Source organism: Pseudooceanicola marinus, assembly GCF_020177265.1.
Classification (GTDB): Bacteria; Pseudomonadota; Alphaproteobacteria; order Rhodobacterales; family Rhodobacteraceae; genus Pseudooceanicola; species Pseudooceanicola marinus_A.
In genome coordinates this window covers 171763-185419 of sequence record NZ_JAIVMC010000006.1, presented here as the reverse complement: position 1 = coordinate 185419, position 13657 = coordinate 171763, and the positions used below count along the sequence as shown (strand labels likewise).

General features: G+C 67.5%; 13 protein-coding genes. 3 read left to right on the top strand and 10 right to left on the bottom strand.

From position 1 onward, the window contains the following. Positions 1-5: 5 nt before the first annotated feature. Genes LC066_RS11715 through LC066_RS11705 form a run of 3 tightly spaced genes read left to right on the top strand, consistent with a single transcriptional unit; the run spans position 6 to position 2018 of the window. Entirely contained in the window at positions 6-329 is a 324-nt protein-coding gene (locus LC066_RS11715; RefSeq protein ID WP_224899143.1) for a 2Fe-2S iron-sulfur cluster-binding protein, read from the top strand. Continuing rightward, positions 326-1504, top strand: coding sequence for an NAD(P)/FAD-dependent oxidoreductase (locus LC066_RS11710; RefSeq protein ID WP_224899139.1), 1179 nt, complete (start codon positions 326-328; stop codon positions 1502-1504). The genes LC066_RS11715 and LC066_RS11710 overlap by 4 nt, the downstream gene beginning before the upstream one ends. 25 nt (positions 1505-1529) lie before the next feature. Beyond that, a complete protein-coding gene (locus LC066_RS11705; protein WP_224899137.1) occupies positions 1530-2018 on the top strand; it encodes a MarR family winged helix-turn-helix transcriptional regulator in 489 nt (162 codons plus the stop codon). Between the two features lie 90 nt (positions 2019-2108). Here the strand turns inward: LC066_RS11705 and LC066_RS11700 are convergent, their stop codons facing one another. From LC066_RS11700 to mmsA, 10 genes are all read right to left on the bottom strand, one after another. Next, complete coding sequence (locus LC066_RS11700; RefSeq protein WP_224899134.1) at positions 2109-3086, bottom strand: aldose epimerase family protein; 978 nt, start codon at positions 3084-3086, stop codon at positions 2109-2111. After that, a complete protein-coding gene (locus LC066_RS11695) occupies positions 3086-3934 on the bottom strand; it encodes an SMP-30/gluconolactonase/LRE family protein (protein WP_224899131.1) in 849 nt (282 codons plus the stop codon). Before LC066_RS11695 ends, LC066_RS11700 begins: the two co-directional genes overlap by 1 nt. Further along, positions 3931-4539 carry a 2-dehydro-3-deoxy-6-phosphogalactonate aldolase gene (locus LC066_RS11690; RefSeq protein ID WP_224899128.1) on the bottom strand — a complete coding sequence of 203 codons (609 nt, stop codon included), beginning with the start codon at positions 4537-4539 and terminating at the stop codon, positions 3931-3933. Before LC066_RS11690 ends, LC066_RS11695 begins: the two co-directional genes overlap by 4 nt. An 87-nt stretch (positions 4540-4626) precedes the next feature. Beyond that, entirely contained in the window at positions 4627-5541 is a 915-nt protein-coding gene (locus LC066_RS11685; RefSeq protein WP_224899125.1) for a 2-dehydro-3-deoxygalactonokinase, read from the bottom strand. A gap of 2 nt (positions 5542-5543) precedes the next feature. Beyond that, a complete protein-coding gene (locus LC066_RS11680) occupies positions 5544-7058 on the bottom strand; it encodes an aldehyde dehydrogenase (NADP(+)) (RefSeq protein WP_224899122.1) in 1515 nt (504 codons plus the stop codon). Between the two features lie 12 nt (positions 7059-7070). Continuing rightward, positions 7071-7988 (bottom strand): dihydrodipicolinate synthase family protein, encoded by a 918-nt coding sequence (locus tag LC066_RS11675; RefSeq protein ID WP_224899119.1) that lies wholly within the window; start codon positions 7986-7988, stop codon positions 7071-7073. A gap of 59 nt (positions 7989-8047) precedes the next feature. Next, on the bottom strand, positions 8048-8974 hold the full coding sequence (locus LC066_RS11670; RefSeq protein ID WP_224899116.1) for a Gfo/Idh/MocA family protein: 927 nt from the start codon (positions 8972-8974) through the stop codon (positions 8048-8050). Then, positions 8974-10719, bottom strand: coding sequence for an L-arabinonate dehydratase (gene araD / locus LC066_RS11665; protein ID WP_224899113.1), 1746 nt, complete (start codon positions 10717-10719; stop codon positions 8974-8976). Before araD ends, LC066_RS11670 begins: the two co-directional genes overlap by 1 nt. A 128-nt stretch (positions 10720-10847) precedes the next feature. Next, complete coding sequence (mmsB, locus tag LC066_RS11660) at positions 10848-12041, bottom strand: multiple monosaccharide ABC transporter permease (RefSeq protein WP_224899110.1); 1194 nt, start codon at positions 12039-12041, stop codon at positions 10848-10850. 12 nt (positions 12042-12053) lie between these two features. Further along, entirely contained in the window at positions 12054-13607 is a 1554-nt protein-coding gene (mmsA, locus tag LC066_RS11655) for a multiple monosaccharide ABC transporter ATP-binding protein (RefSeq protein WP_224899107.1), read from the bottom strand. Between the last annotated feature and the right edge of the window lie 50 nt (positions 13608-13657).

Below are 13657 nucleotides of genomic sequence, written 5' to 3'. Positions count from 1 at the left end.
CCCCCATGCCCAAGGTTACCTACATCGAACATGACGGCACCGAGACCACGCTGGAGGCCGCGAGCGGCGACAGCGTGATGGAGACGGCCATCGCCGGCGGCGTCGACGGGATCGTGGCGGAATGCGGCGGCTCGATGATGTGCGCGACCTGCCATTGCTACGTCGACGACGCCTGGATCGAGCGTACCGGCACCCGGTCGGAGGGAGAGGACGACATGCTGGAAAGCGCGGTCTGCGAGGTGAAGCCGACCTCGCGCCTGTCGTGCCAGATCGCGATGACGCCTGAGCTGGACGGCCTCGTCGTGCATCTGCCGGAGGAACAGGTATGAGCATGGGGCCCGTCGTCATCGTGGGCGCGGGGCAGGGCGGGTTCCAGGCCGCCCTGTCCCTGCGACAGGAGGGATACGAGGGGCCGATCACCCTGATCGGCGCCGAGCCGGGGCTGCCCTATCAGCGCCCGCCGCTCTCGAAGGCGTACCTCAAGAGCGGCGAGGCGGAGAAGCTGGTCCTGCGCCCGCAGAAAGTCTTCGACGCCAAGGACATCACCTTGCGGACCGGCACCCGGGTCGAGGGCCTCGACCGGGCGGCGCGGCAGGTGGTCATCGGCGACGAACGCCTGGATTACGAGACCCTGATCCTCGCCACCGGCACCCGCAACCTGCGTCCGCCGCTGCCGGGGGTGGAGCGGGCGCTGGACCTGCGCACGCTGGAGGATGCGGCGACCCTGCGTGCCGCCCTGGACCAGCCGCGCCGCGTTGCCGTCATCGGCGGTGGCTTCATCGGGCTGGAATTCGCCGCCGTGGCCGCCTCCCTCGGTCATCGGGTCAGCCTGGCCGAGGCGGCGCCCCGTCTGATGGCGCGTGCCGTTTCTCCCGAAATGTCGGAGCGGTTCCGCGCCCTGCACGAAACCCTTGGCACCGCGCTGTATCTCGGCAATGGCGTGACCGAGGTGACCGGTCAGGGCATCGGGCTGGCCGACGGGACCCGGCTGGACGCCGACCTGGTGCTGCTGGCCGCCGGCGTCTGCCCGAACGTGGACCTGGCCAAGGCGGCGGGACTGGAGGTCGACAACGGCATCGTCGTCGACGCCACCCTGCGCACCGCCGACCCGCATATCTTCGCCCTGGGCGATTGCGCCGCCTTCCCGGAGGCCCGCAGCGGCGCGCGGGTCCGGCTGGAAAGTGTCCAGGCGGCCACCGACCACGCCCGGGCCATCGCCAAGACCATCGTGCATGGAACGACGGATCCCTATGCGGCGGTGCCCTGGTTCTGGTCCGATCAACATGATTGCAAGCTGCAGATCGCCGGCCTGGCCCTGCCCGGCGACGAGAGCGTGCTGCTGGACAGCGGCGCGGTCCTACGCTTCCGCGACGGCCGCCTGAGCGCGGTCGAAACGGTCAACGATGCCAAGACCCACATGAAGGCGCGCCGGCTGCTGGCGCAAGACGCCGCGCCCACCCGTGACAGTCTCCTGGAAAGGAATTATGACCTGACAGCCGCATAGGTCCTAACCCCGGGGGCGTCGCACCGTGACCGAAGAGCCGAACCGCCGCATCTCCAGCCCGACCCGTGACCGGGACGGGGTGCAAATCCTCGATATCGACTACTACGCGCCCTTCCTGCTCAGCGCCGTCAGCAGCGCCTGGCAGCGGCAGACCTCGGCCATTTACCGTCGCGACTTCAACCTCGGGATCGTGGACTGGCGGGTGATCGCCATGCTCAACATCGAGCCGGAGATCACCGCCAACCGCATCTGCGAGGTGATCCGTCTCGACAAGGCCGCGGTCAGCCGGTCGCTGAAGTTGCTGGAGGCGCGGGGCCTTGCGACGTTCGAGGCGTCGGGCAGCGATCCGCGCCGGCGCAAGTGGTGGCTGACCGACGCGGGGCAGGCGGTGCACCGCGAGATCCTGGATATCGCGCTGGACTGCGAGGCGCGCATGCTTGACGATATCGCACCGGAAGAGATCGAGGTGCACCTGAAGGTCATGCGCAGCATGTTGAAGAACCTCGACAGGTAGCTCGGCGCCACTGCCGCCCCCAATGTCTGCCTCTCATTCGTTCCCTGGTCCTGTCTGCACACAAGCGTGAGACAGGTATGACACCTGCGCCTATGCGGCCTGTGCAAAGCGATAGACCGTACGATTGCGATAGACCTCGCCGGGCCGGATCACCGGGTCGGGGAAGTGCCGCTGGTTGGGCGCATCGGGCCACTCCTGGGTTTCCAAGGCCAGCCCGGCGCGGGGGCCATAACGCAGGCCGTCGAGACCGGGCAGCCCTGCGCTGGGGAGATGCGCTGCATCGTAGACCTGCAGGCCCGGCGCATCCGTGTCCACCTCTAGGACCAGGCCGTCGCGGCCCGTGAGGCGGGCGGCGGTCCTCTCCGCATCAAGGCAGAAAGTGTGGTCGTAGCCATGGCGACCGATTTCGCGCGGGCTGCGAAAGTCGAAGGGGGTGGCCTCGACCGGAGCGATCCTGCCCAGCGGGATCAGGCGATCATCGACCGGCAGGTAGTGCCGGGCGGCGATCTGCAGGGTCTGGCCCGCCACATCGCCCGCGGAATCGAGCGAGAAGTAGCTGTGATGCGCCAGCGAGATCGGACAGGGGGCCGAAGGCGTGGCCTCCATGGTGATCTCCAGCGCGGTGCCGGTCGCGCGGTAGGTGACGGTGACGGCGCAGCGGCCCGGGAAGCCCATGTCGCCGTCGGCCAGCAGCAGGGCGAAGGTGGCGCTGTCGGTCGTGGAGGCTTCCAGCGTCCAGTTGCGCAGGCCGATCCCGGCGCGGCCCCCGTGCAGGCAGGTGCGCCCGGCCTCGTTGCGGTCCAGCTGGTAGGTCGTGCCGTCCAGTGTGAAGCGCCCCTCGGCGATGCGGTTGGCGTACCGACCCACGGTTGCGCCGAAATAGGCCATGGGGCCCAGGTAGTCCTCCAGTCGCGGGGAGCCCAGGACCAGCGGGTGGGCCAGGCCCTGCAGGCGCAGGTCCTGCAACGTGGCACCATGGGTCAGCAGGGAGGCGGTCAGCGCGCCGGAACTGATCGTGACCTGCTGTACCGCTTCGCCGTCGGGACCTGTGCCGAAAGGCCGGGGCATTACAGCACCACCTGGTGTTCGCGCTGGCCGGCGATCCCGGTGGGCGCCTGGTAAAGCTTGCCCTGGGCCGCGTCGGGCGCCTCCAGCGCCTCAAGCGCCGTGGTCACGTAGAGCGTGGTCAGCTCCGGTCCACCGAAGGCCGGGCAGGAGCTGTGCAACCCACCCACCTCGATCGCTCGGTCGAAACGCCCGTCGGGTGCATAGCGGGCCACGCGGGCGGCGCCCCACTGGGCGTTCCACAACCCGCCTTCGGCATCCACAACGGCCCCGTCGGGAAAGAGCCCTTCGGGCGCGAGATCGACGAAGACCTCGGGCGTGGCCGCGGGCCAGCCTCTCGCATCCAGCGGCACGCGGAGGATCTTCTGGGTCGGGGTGTCGGCGAAATAGGCGGTTCGGCCGTCGGGGGCGAAGCAGATCGCGTTGGGAATGGTGATCCCGGTCCAGAGCGGGCGGATTTCGCCGCCGGCATAGCGATAGATCGCGCCGGCGCCGGGTTCGGCGGACTTGCCCATGGTGCCGATCCAGAACCCGCCCTGCGGATCGGCGCGACCGTCGTTGGAGCGGGTCGCCGGGTTGCCGCCCTCCAGGTCGACCAGCTTGTCGCGGGTGCCGGCCTCGATGTCGAAGCGCCAGAGGGCGGTTTCCGAGGCCAGCAGCAGCGTATCCTGATCCACCCAGCCAGCGGCGGAGTGGTAGTCGTCGAAGCGCCATTCCAGCGGAGTCTCGCCCTGCCGGGACAGCAGCTTGCGGCCCATGATGTCGAACCAGAAGAGCTGGCCGCGCAGCGGATGCCAGAGCGGGCCTTCGCCCAACTCGCAGCGACGGGAGTCGAAGATGCTCGCGCTCATGCGGAAAAGACGTCGTCGTAGCGGGACACCATGGCGGTGGCGCGGGCGGCGACCGTGGCGGCGTCGTCACCGGGGCTGTAAAGCGCCGTGCCGATGCCGAAGCCGCTGGCGCCTGCCGCGGCCCATTCGGCGAAGTTCTCAGGACCCGCGCCGCCGACGGCGTAGACGGGCACCTCGGCGGGGATGACGGCGCGCATGGCCTTCAGGCCCGCCGGGCCGATCAGCGAACCGGGGAACAGTTTCAGCCCGTCGGCCCCGGCGCGCAGGGCGGCGAAACATTCGGTCGGTGTCATCACGCCGGGCCAGCTTTGCAGGTCACGGGCCTTGGTCGCCGCGATGACCTCTGGATTGGCGTCGGGCGACACAATCAGTTTGCCACCGGCCCCGGCGACGTCGGCCACGTCCTCGGGGGTCAGGACGGTGCCCGCGCCGATCAGCGCCTCGCTGCCGAAGGCGTCGGCCATGCGGGCGATGGAGACCAGTGGCTCGGGCGAGTTCAGCGGCACCTCGATCGCGTTGATGCCGGCGCCGATCAGGACCTCGGCCACGGGCAGGGCGTCGGCGGGCGTGATGCCACGCAGAATGGCGATGATGTTGCGGCGCATGGCCTCTCCTTCCCTTGGCGCCTCGGCGCCATCTTCTTCGGGCCCTTGGCACCTGGGCGCCGTCTTCGTCGGCCGGGGCGGCCTTCCTCAGCCCTGCAGCAGCAGGTGGGCGGCCTTGAGACCGCTCAGGGCCAGCTCAGGGTTTTGCGCCGCGCGGGCGGTGCCGCCCAGCCGCTCCATTGCCGAAATGTAGCGGTGGGTCAGCCGGGGTGAACCCACGACCACCACGTCGCGATTCTGCCAGAAGTCCTGCGCCCCTGCCAGTTCGGTCCCGATCAGCAGCCCCGAGAGCCGCCCCGTGGCCGCGGCGGGCGCAAGCCCTTCCAGCAAGGAGGCGGGGCGGATCGAGAACAGCTCCATCCCCAGGGCGGCGGGGGCGGCGAAACCGGTGGCGAGCGCGGCGTCGAAAGCCACCTCGTCGGCCTCGCCATCGGTCGAAAGGGAATGGCGCAGGACGGAATGCTGGCCGATGAGGGCGAAAATCTCGCCCGTCATGGCGGTGCGGAAGGACAGCACCTGGCCGCCCGCCACGCGGACCCACTTGGTATGGGTGCCGGGCAGGCAGAGGGTGCCATCGAATTCGGGTTCATCGGCGAGGAAACCGGCGATCTGGGTCTCTTCGCCGCGCATCACGTCGGCGGGATCGGACTGGCTCAAACCCGGCAGGATGCGCACCGAGAGCCGAGGGTCCCTGGTCGGCGCGAGGACCGGCGCGCCACCGCCGGCGGGCGGGCAAGGGACCTGCGCATAGGGGGCCTCGATCCAGCCCTGCTTGGCCCCGGCCATGCCGCAGATCAGCACCGGCGTCACGCGGTCCGCAGGCAGAAGGTCTTCGGCCAGTCGCAGCAAGGCCGGCTCGAACTGATCGGGTGCCAGGCCGCCCATGCCGTCGGCGGAGCTGCGTTCCGCGCGCACTGCGCCCCCGGGCCCGATGGCCCAGAGACGCAGGTTCGAGGTGCCCCAATCGGCGGCAATCCAGTCGGTCGTTGGGGCGGCCTGCATCGTCAGACGCCCTGCAGGTCGGCGGGCAGCAGCGCCTCGGGCAGGTTCTGGTAGCAGACCGGACGCAGGAAGCGACGGATCGCCAGGGTACCCACCGAGGTGGCGCCGAAGTTGGTCGACGCCGGGAAGGGACCACCGTGCACCATGCTGTCGCAGACCTCGACGCCGGTCGGGAAGCCATTGGCCAGCACGCGGCCGGCCTTGCGTTCCAGCACCGGCAGCAGGGCGCGGGCGGCCTCGGCGTCGCCGTCATCCATGTGCAGCGTCGCGGTCAGCTGACCCTCAAAACCCTTCGCCAGGGTCACCATCTCGTCGAGGTTATCGACGCGGACCACAAGGCCCAGGGGGCCGAAGACCTCTTCGCCGAGGGCGTGGTCCTGCAGGTAGGCCGAGGCGTCGGTTTCGTAGAGGTTCGGCGTGGCTTCGCGGCCGTCGCTGTCGGTCGTCAGCACCGGGGTGACGGCGTTGCGGCCATCGAACCGATCCTTGCCCGCGCGATAGGCGCTGGCGATGCCGTCGGTCAGCATGACCTGGGCGTCGGTGCCGGCGAGCGCGTCCTTGGCGGCGGCGACGAAGGCGTCCCCCTCGGGGCCCTTGCCGACCACGGCGATGCCGGGGTTGGTGCAGAACTGGCCCGCGCCCATGGTCAGCGACCCGGCCCAGGCTTCGCCGATGGCGGCGCCGCGCGCGGCGGTGGCCTCTGGCAGCACGAACATCGGGTTCACCGAGCCCAGCTCGCCGAAGAAGGGGATCGGCTCGGGGCGCTGTGCGCAGAGATCGAAGAGCGCCTTGCCACCGCGCAGCGAGCCGGTGAAGCCGACGGCCTTGATCAGCGGATGCTGGACCAGGGCGCCGCCCACCTCGTGGCTGCCACCGTGGATCATCGAGAAGACGCCGGGATGCGTGCCGGTCTTCTCGACGGCGGCCTTGATGGCGTCGGCGATGATCTCGGCGGTGCCGGGGTGGGCCTCATGGCCCTTGACGACGACCGGGCAGCCGGCGGCCAGGGCCGCGGCGGTGTCCCCGCCGGCGGTCGAGAAGGCCAGCGGGAAGTTCGAGGCGCCGAAGACGGCCACGGGGCCGATCGGACGTTCGATCATGCGCAGGTCGGGACGGGGCAGGGGCGCGCGGTCGGGCAGCGCCACGTCGTGGCGGCGGTCCAGGTAGTCGCCTTTCAGGATGTGATCCGCGAACATGCGGATCTGCCCGGTGGTGCGGCCCCGTTCACCCTGCAGGCGGCCTTCGGGCAGGCCGGTTTCGGCGGTGCCGATGGCGGTGATGGTCTCGGCGCGCGCCTCGATCTCGTCCGCGATGGCGTTGAGGAAGGCGGCGCGTTCTTCGCGGCTGGAATAGCCGTAGGACCAAAACGCCTCTTCGGCGGCCTGCACGGCCTTGTCCACCAGCGCGGGATTGCCTGCGGAGACCGTGATCGGCTCTCCGGTGACGGGGGTCGAGGCAAAGGTGGCCTCGGTGCCGGTCCATTCACCAGCGATCAGATGTTTGCCGTGGAAAGTCATTTGGGTACTCCCTTACTTGCCCCAGGACAGCGCCATGATGTCCAGATCGGACGCCAGTTGGAGAAGGCGCGCCCGGGTGCGGTCGGTCATGGGTTTCAGCGGATGGCGAACGTGATCGGACTTGATGACACCGCCTTCCTTGTAGACCACCTTGCAGGCACGCAGCCCGCACTGGCGGTTTTCGTGATTGATGAGCGGCAGGCAAAGCTGCCACTGCGCCAGGGCCGCGTCCTTTTCGCCGGCTAGGTAGTGGGTGACGATGGGGCGGATCTTCTCGGCGAACATGCCGCTTGTCATGGTGCCGGTACAGCCGGCGTCCAGATCGGCCAGCAGCGTCACCGCTTCCTCGCCGTCGAAGGGCCCGATGATGTCATCGCCGCCCGCCTCGATCAGCGCCGCCAGCTTGTCGGCGGCGAAGGGGGTTTCCATCTTGAAGTAGGAGACGTTCTCGATCTCCTTCGCCATCTTGACCAGCAGCGGCACCGGCAGGGTGACCCCCGACAGCGGTGCGTCCTGGATCATGATCGGGATCGAGATCGCGTCGGAGACCCTGGCGAAATGCTCGAAGATCATGTCGGGCGGGGGCACCAGGCCGACGCCGTGGTAGGGCGGCATCATCATCAACATCGAGGCGCCCAGAGCCTCGGCCTCGCGAGCGCGGTCGATGACGACCTGGGTCGAGAAATGCGAGATGGTGACGATCACCGGCACGCGGCCCGCGACATGCTGCAGGCTGAGGCGGGTCAGCACCCGGCGTTCCTCGTCAGACAGCACGAACTGTTCGGAGTAGTTGGCGAGGATGCAGATGGCATCGACGCCCTGGTCGATCAGGCAGTCGAGGACGCGGGTCATGCCCTCTTTGTCGAGGGACCCGTCGTCGAGGAAGGGCGTGGGCGCAACGGGCAGGATGCCGGTCAGAGGGGTTTTCACTGTCGGGTCCTTTCAGGAATTTCGGGTCAGGGACGGGCAGGGGTCAGAAAGGGCGAGGATCAGAACTCGAAGGGTTCAACCACCGAGCGGCGGCCAAGGAGAAAGGCATCGGCCGCATGGCGCAGCGGGCGCAGGTCCATGTCGATGCCACCTGCGCGCACCAGATCTGCCATCTTGGCGTAGAGCCGGGGATATTCCCCATCGAGGCCCGCGTGATGGGCGCCCTGTTCCTCGCCGTCGATGTACATGTTGGCGCCGCCATTGGTCAGCAGCAGGGTGCCTTCCTCGCAGCGGGCTTCCATCGACCAGGTCTGTTCGCCTTCCTGGCGGAAGTCGAAGTCGCAGGTCACCCGGGCGCCGCCGGGGTGGTGGAAGGCCAGGTCGGCGGCAATTGGCGCCTGCCGGTTCTCGGGGAAGGACAGGGTGGCGGATTGCAGGTGGATCGGATCGGGCAGGATCTCGGTCACGATGGACAGGGCATTGATGCCCGGGTCGAAGACGCCGAGGCCCCCGGCCTCGAAGATCCAGTCCTGGCCGGGATGCCAGCGGCGTACGTCCTCGCGCCAGGTGACATGCAGCGATTTCAGCGTCTTGTCCGCCAGCCAGGCCTTGGCGGGGGCAACCTTGTCGGCCTCACGCGAATGCCAGGTGGCGTAGATCGACAGGCCCTTGTCCCGCGCCATCTGTTCCAGCGCGCTGCATTCGGCCAGCGTCGCGCCTGGGGGCTTCTCCAGCATGACGTGACGGCCAGCGGCCAGCGCCTTGGCCGCGTAGTCGAACCGCGGCACGGGCGGCAGGCACAGGGAGACGACGCGGATCTCGGGCCGCGTTTCCAGCATTTCGGTGAAGGAGGTGAAGGCCTCCACCCCCTCGACCGTCCCCGCGCGGGAGACGGTCGCGGCCAGCTCCCAGTCGGGGGAGGCGCTGAGCGAGGGGACGTGTTGATCCACGGCGATCTTGCCGATGCCGACGAGTGCGATATCCATCAGTGGGCATCCTTTCCGACGGCATTGCCCCGGCAGCCCTTGAGGAAGTCGAGGTCGGCGCCGGTGTCGGCGCCCTCAACATGCTGCTGGTGCAGCCAGCCATAGCCGCTTTCAAATCTCTCATGGGCCGGTGTCCACTCCGCCAGGCGGGCGGTCAGCTCTTCATCCGTGATGTCCAGGTGGACCCGGCGCGCGGCCACGTCGACCTCGATCATGTCGCCGTTGCGGACCACGGCCAGCGGGCCACCGGCGGCCGCTTCGGGGGAGGTGTGCAGGATCACGGTGCCATAGGCGGTGCCGGACATGCGCGCGTCGGAAATGCGCACCATGTCGGTGATGCCCTTCTGCAGGACCTTCGGCGGCAGGCCCATGTTGCCCACCTCGGACATGCCGGGGTAACCCTTCGGCCCGCAGTTCTTCAGGACCATGACGCAGGTCTCGTCGATGTCGAGATCGGGGTCGTTGATCTTGGCCTTGTAGTCGTCGATGTCCTCGAACACCACGGCGCGGCCGCGGTGCTGCATCAGGTGCTTCGAGGCGGCGGAGGGTTTCAGCACCGCGCCATTGGGCGCCAGGTTGCCCTTCAGCACGGCGATGCCGCCCTGGGGCGTCAGGCCCTGGCCCACGGGGCGGATCACGTCCTCGTTGTGGTTCATAACGTCTGCGACTTCATCCCAGATCGTCTCTCCCGAAACGGTCAGTGCGTCCTTGTGCAGCAGACCCGCTTCGCCAAGGCGCTTGAGCACGACAGGCAGGCCACCGGCGTAGAAGAATTCTTCCATCAGGTAGTCGCCGGAGGGCATCAGGTTGACGATGGTTTCCACGTCTCGTCCGCAACGGTCCCAGTCGTCCAGGGTCAGGTCGACGCCCGGCACGCGGCCCGCGATGGCCAGCAGGTGGATCACGGCGTTGGTCGAGCCGCCGATGGCGCCGTTGGTGCGGATGGCGTTCTCAAACGCCTGCTTGGTCATGATGTCCGACGGCTTCAGGTCGTCCTTGACCATCTGCACGATGCGCCGGCCCGACATCTGCGCCATGACGCGGCGGCGGCTGTCCACCGCCGGGATCGCGGCATTGCCCGACAGCGCCATGCCAAGCGCCTCGGCCATCGACGCCATGGTCGAGGCCGTGCCCATGGTGTTGCAGGTGCCCGAGGACCGGGACATGCCCTGTTCGGCCTCCAGGAATTCCTCCTGCGTCATGTCGCCGGCCTTCACCGCCTCGGAGAACTTCCACAGGTGGGTGCCGGAGCCGACACGTTCGCCCCGGAAATACCCGTTCAGCATCGGGCCGCCGGTCACGACGATGGAGGGCACATCGCAGCTGGCCGCGGCCATCAGCAGCGAGGGCGTGGTCTTGTCGCAGCCGACCATCAGGACGCAGCCGTCGATCGGCTGGCCGCGCATCTGTTCCTCGATCGACAGGGCGGCAAGGTTGCGGAACATCATCGCCGTCGGGCGGAAGGTGTTTTCGGAGGCCGAGAAGACGGGCACCTCGACCGGGAAACCGCCGGCCTCCCAGATGCCGGCCTTCACCTTTTCCGCGAGTTCGCGCAGGTGGCCGTTGCAGGGGGTCAGGTCGGACCAGGTATTCATAATGCCGATGATCGGGCGGCCGTCGAACAGGTCGTGCGGGTAGCCCTGGTTCTTCATCCAGCCACGATGGTAGATCGTATCGCGCGAGTTGCCGCCATACCATTCCTGGGACCGTAGCTTGCGGGGCCATTCGGCAGGTTTGAACGTCATTGCACTGGGTCCTGACAAAGTTGGATCGGGGGCAGAAGGCGGGGGAGGCCCCGCCCTACGGGGGTGGCGCGAGCGGCGGTCCGCCCGGCCGAATTGGATGCGTGGGGCGGGGCGCACCCGCCGCAGGGTCAGCTCTTGTTCTTCTGGTAGACGTCGAAGAACACGGCGGCGAGCAGCACCAGGCCCTTGATCACCTGCTGGTAATCGATGCCGATGCCCATGATCGACATGCCGTTGTTGAGCACGCCCATGATGAAGGCACCGATCACGGCCCCGATGATCTTGCCGGAACCGCCCGACATCGAGGCCCCGCCGATGAAGACGGCGGCGATCACGTCCAGTTCCACCGCGAAGCCGGCCTTGGGGGTGGCGGTGTTGAGGCGGGCGGCGAAGATCAGGCCCGCCAGCGCGGCCAGCATCCCCATGTTGACGAAGGCCAGGAAGGTCAGCTTCTCGGTCTTGATGCCCGACAGCTTGGCGGCCTTCTCGTTGCCGCCCAGGGCGTAGATCCGGCGGCCCAGCGTGGTGTTCTCGGTGATGAAGGCATAGACCACCGTCAGCACCACCATCGAGACCAGCACGTTCGGCAGACCGCGGAAGCCCGACAGCTTGTACATCACGTAGAAGAGGGCCCCGCAGACGATCACGTTGCGCACGACGAAGAACAGCGTCGGTTCGTCATCCATGCCGTACTTGGCGTTACGGGCACGCTGGTTCAGGCCCATCCAGACGATCCCGATCACCGCCAGCGCCCCGGCCAGAAGCGCCGTGCCATTGGGACGGTTGATACCGAGGATATCCGGGATGAAGCCGGTCGAGAGCGACTGGAAGCTACGCTCGAACGGGCCCACGGACTGTCCTTCCAGCAGCCAGAGCGACAGGCCGCGGAACACCAGCATGCCGGCCAAGGTGACGATGAAGGCGGGGATCTTCCAGTAGGCGACCCAGTAGCCGTGCCAGGCGCCGATCAGCACGCCGGCGACCAGGCAGGCGGGAATGGTCAGCCAGACCGGCCAGCCCCAGTTGACCATCATCACCGCCGCCAGCGCGCCGACAAACCCCATGACGGAGCCGACCGAGAGGTCGATATGGCCCGCTACGATGACGATCAGCATGCCGAGCGCCATGATGATGATATAGCTGTTCTGCAGGAACAGGTTGGTGATGTTGACGGGCTTCAGCAGCGTGCCATCGGTCACCACCTGGAAAAACAGCATGATGGCGATCAGCGCGACCAGCAGGCCGTAATCGCGCAGGTGCCCGGCGAGATAGGCGCCAAGGCTCTTGCCCGCGCTGTCGTTGTTCTTTTCCGCGAGGTCCACGTTTCCCACTCCCTATTCCGCAGCGCCCGAGACAGGCTCGTCGACGACATCGGTGACGATCATCGACATGATCTTTTCCTGGCTGGCCTCGGCCGCCGTCAGTTCTCCGACCAGCGCGCCCTCGTTCATCACGTAAACGCGGTCGCACATGCCCAGCAGTTCGGGCATCTCGGAGGAGATCATCACCACGCCCTTGCCCTGTTCCGACAAGTCATTGATGATGTTGTAAATTTCAAATTTCGCGCCAACGTCGATGCCGCGTGTCGGCTCATCCAGGATCAGCACCTCCGGCCCGGAGAAGAGCCACTTGGACAGCACCACCTTCTGCTGGTTGCCGCCTGAGAGGTTCATCACCTTCTGAAAGACCGATGGCGTGCGGATGTTCATCGCGCGGCGGTAGTCCTCCGCGACGCGGGTTTCCTCGCCCTCGCTGATGACACCGGATTTCGATACGCCGGGCAGGTTGGCCAGGGTGATGTTCTTCTGGATCGTCTCCTCCAGCACCAGGCCCAGCGACTTGCGGTCCTCGGTGACATAGGCCAGGCCCGCGTCGATGGCCTTGCCCACGGTGGAGACATCCACGGGCGCCCCGTGCATCTTCACGCTGCCCGAGATGTTCTTGCCGTAGCTCTTGCCAAAGATCGACATCACCAGCTCGGTCCGACCGGAGCCCATCAGGCCCGCGATGCCGACGACCTCGCCTGCGCGGACGTTGAAGGACGCGTTGCGGATTACCTGGCGGTCGGCATGTTCAGGGTGCCAGACGTTCCAGCCCTCGACTTCCATCAGCATCTCGCCCGCGCGGTGCGGACGCGGCGGATAGCGGTCGGACATGTCCCGGCCCACCATGTCGCGCACGATGCGGTCCTCGGTAATCTCTTCCTCGTGGGCGTTCATCGACGACACGGTCGACCCGTCGCGGATCACCGTCACGCTGTCGGCCACGCGGCGGACCTCGTTCAGCTTGTGGGAGATGATAATCTGGGTGACGCCCTTGGCCTTCAGCTCCAGCATCAGGTCCAGAAGGGCCTGGCTGTCATGCTCCGACAGGGCTGCGGTCGGTTCGTCCAGGATCAGCAGTTTCACGTCCTTGGACAGGGCCTTGGCGATCTCGACCAGCTGCTGCTTGCCGACGCCCAGGCTGTCGATCAGCGTGCCGGGGTTCTCGACCAGGCCGACCCGCTTCAGCAGGTCCTCGGTCAGGCGGAAGGTCTCTCGCCAGTCCATCACGCCGTTCTTCGCGCGCTCGTTGCCGAGGAAGATATTTTCGGCAATGGACAGCAGCGGCACCAGGGCCAGTTCCTGGTGGATGATGATCACGCCCACCTCTTCGCTGTCATTGATGTCCGTAAACTGGGCCAGCTTGCCGTCGTAGTGGATTTCACCGTCGTAGGTGCCGGCGGGATAGACGCCGGAGAGCACTTTCATCAGCGTGGATTTCCCGGCGCCGTTCTCGCCGCAAATGGCGTGAATCTCGCCCGTCGCCACCGTCAGGTTGACGTTGTCCAGGGCCTTCACACCGGGGAATTCCTTGGTGATGGCGCGCATTTCAAGCAAAGAAGTCATGGCTTTGCCTTCTGCAGTCTTTGAGGGGAGGGCGCGCCCAGGGCGCAGCA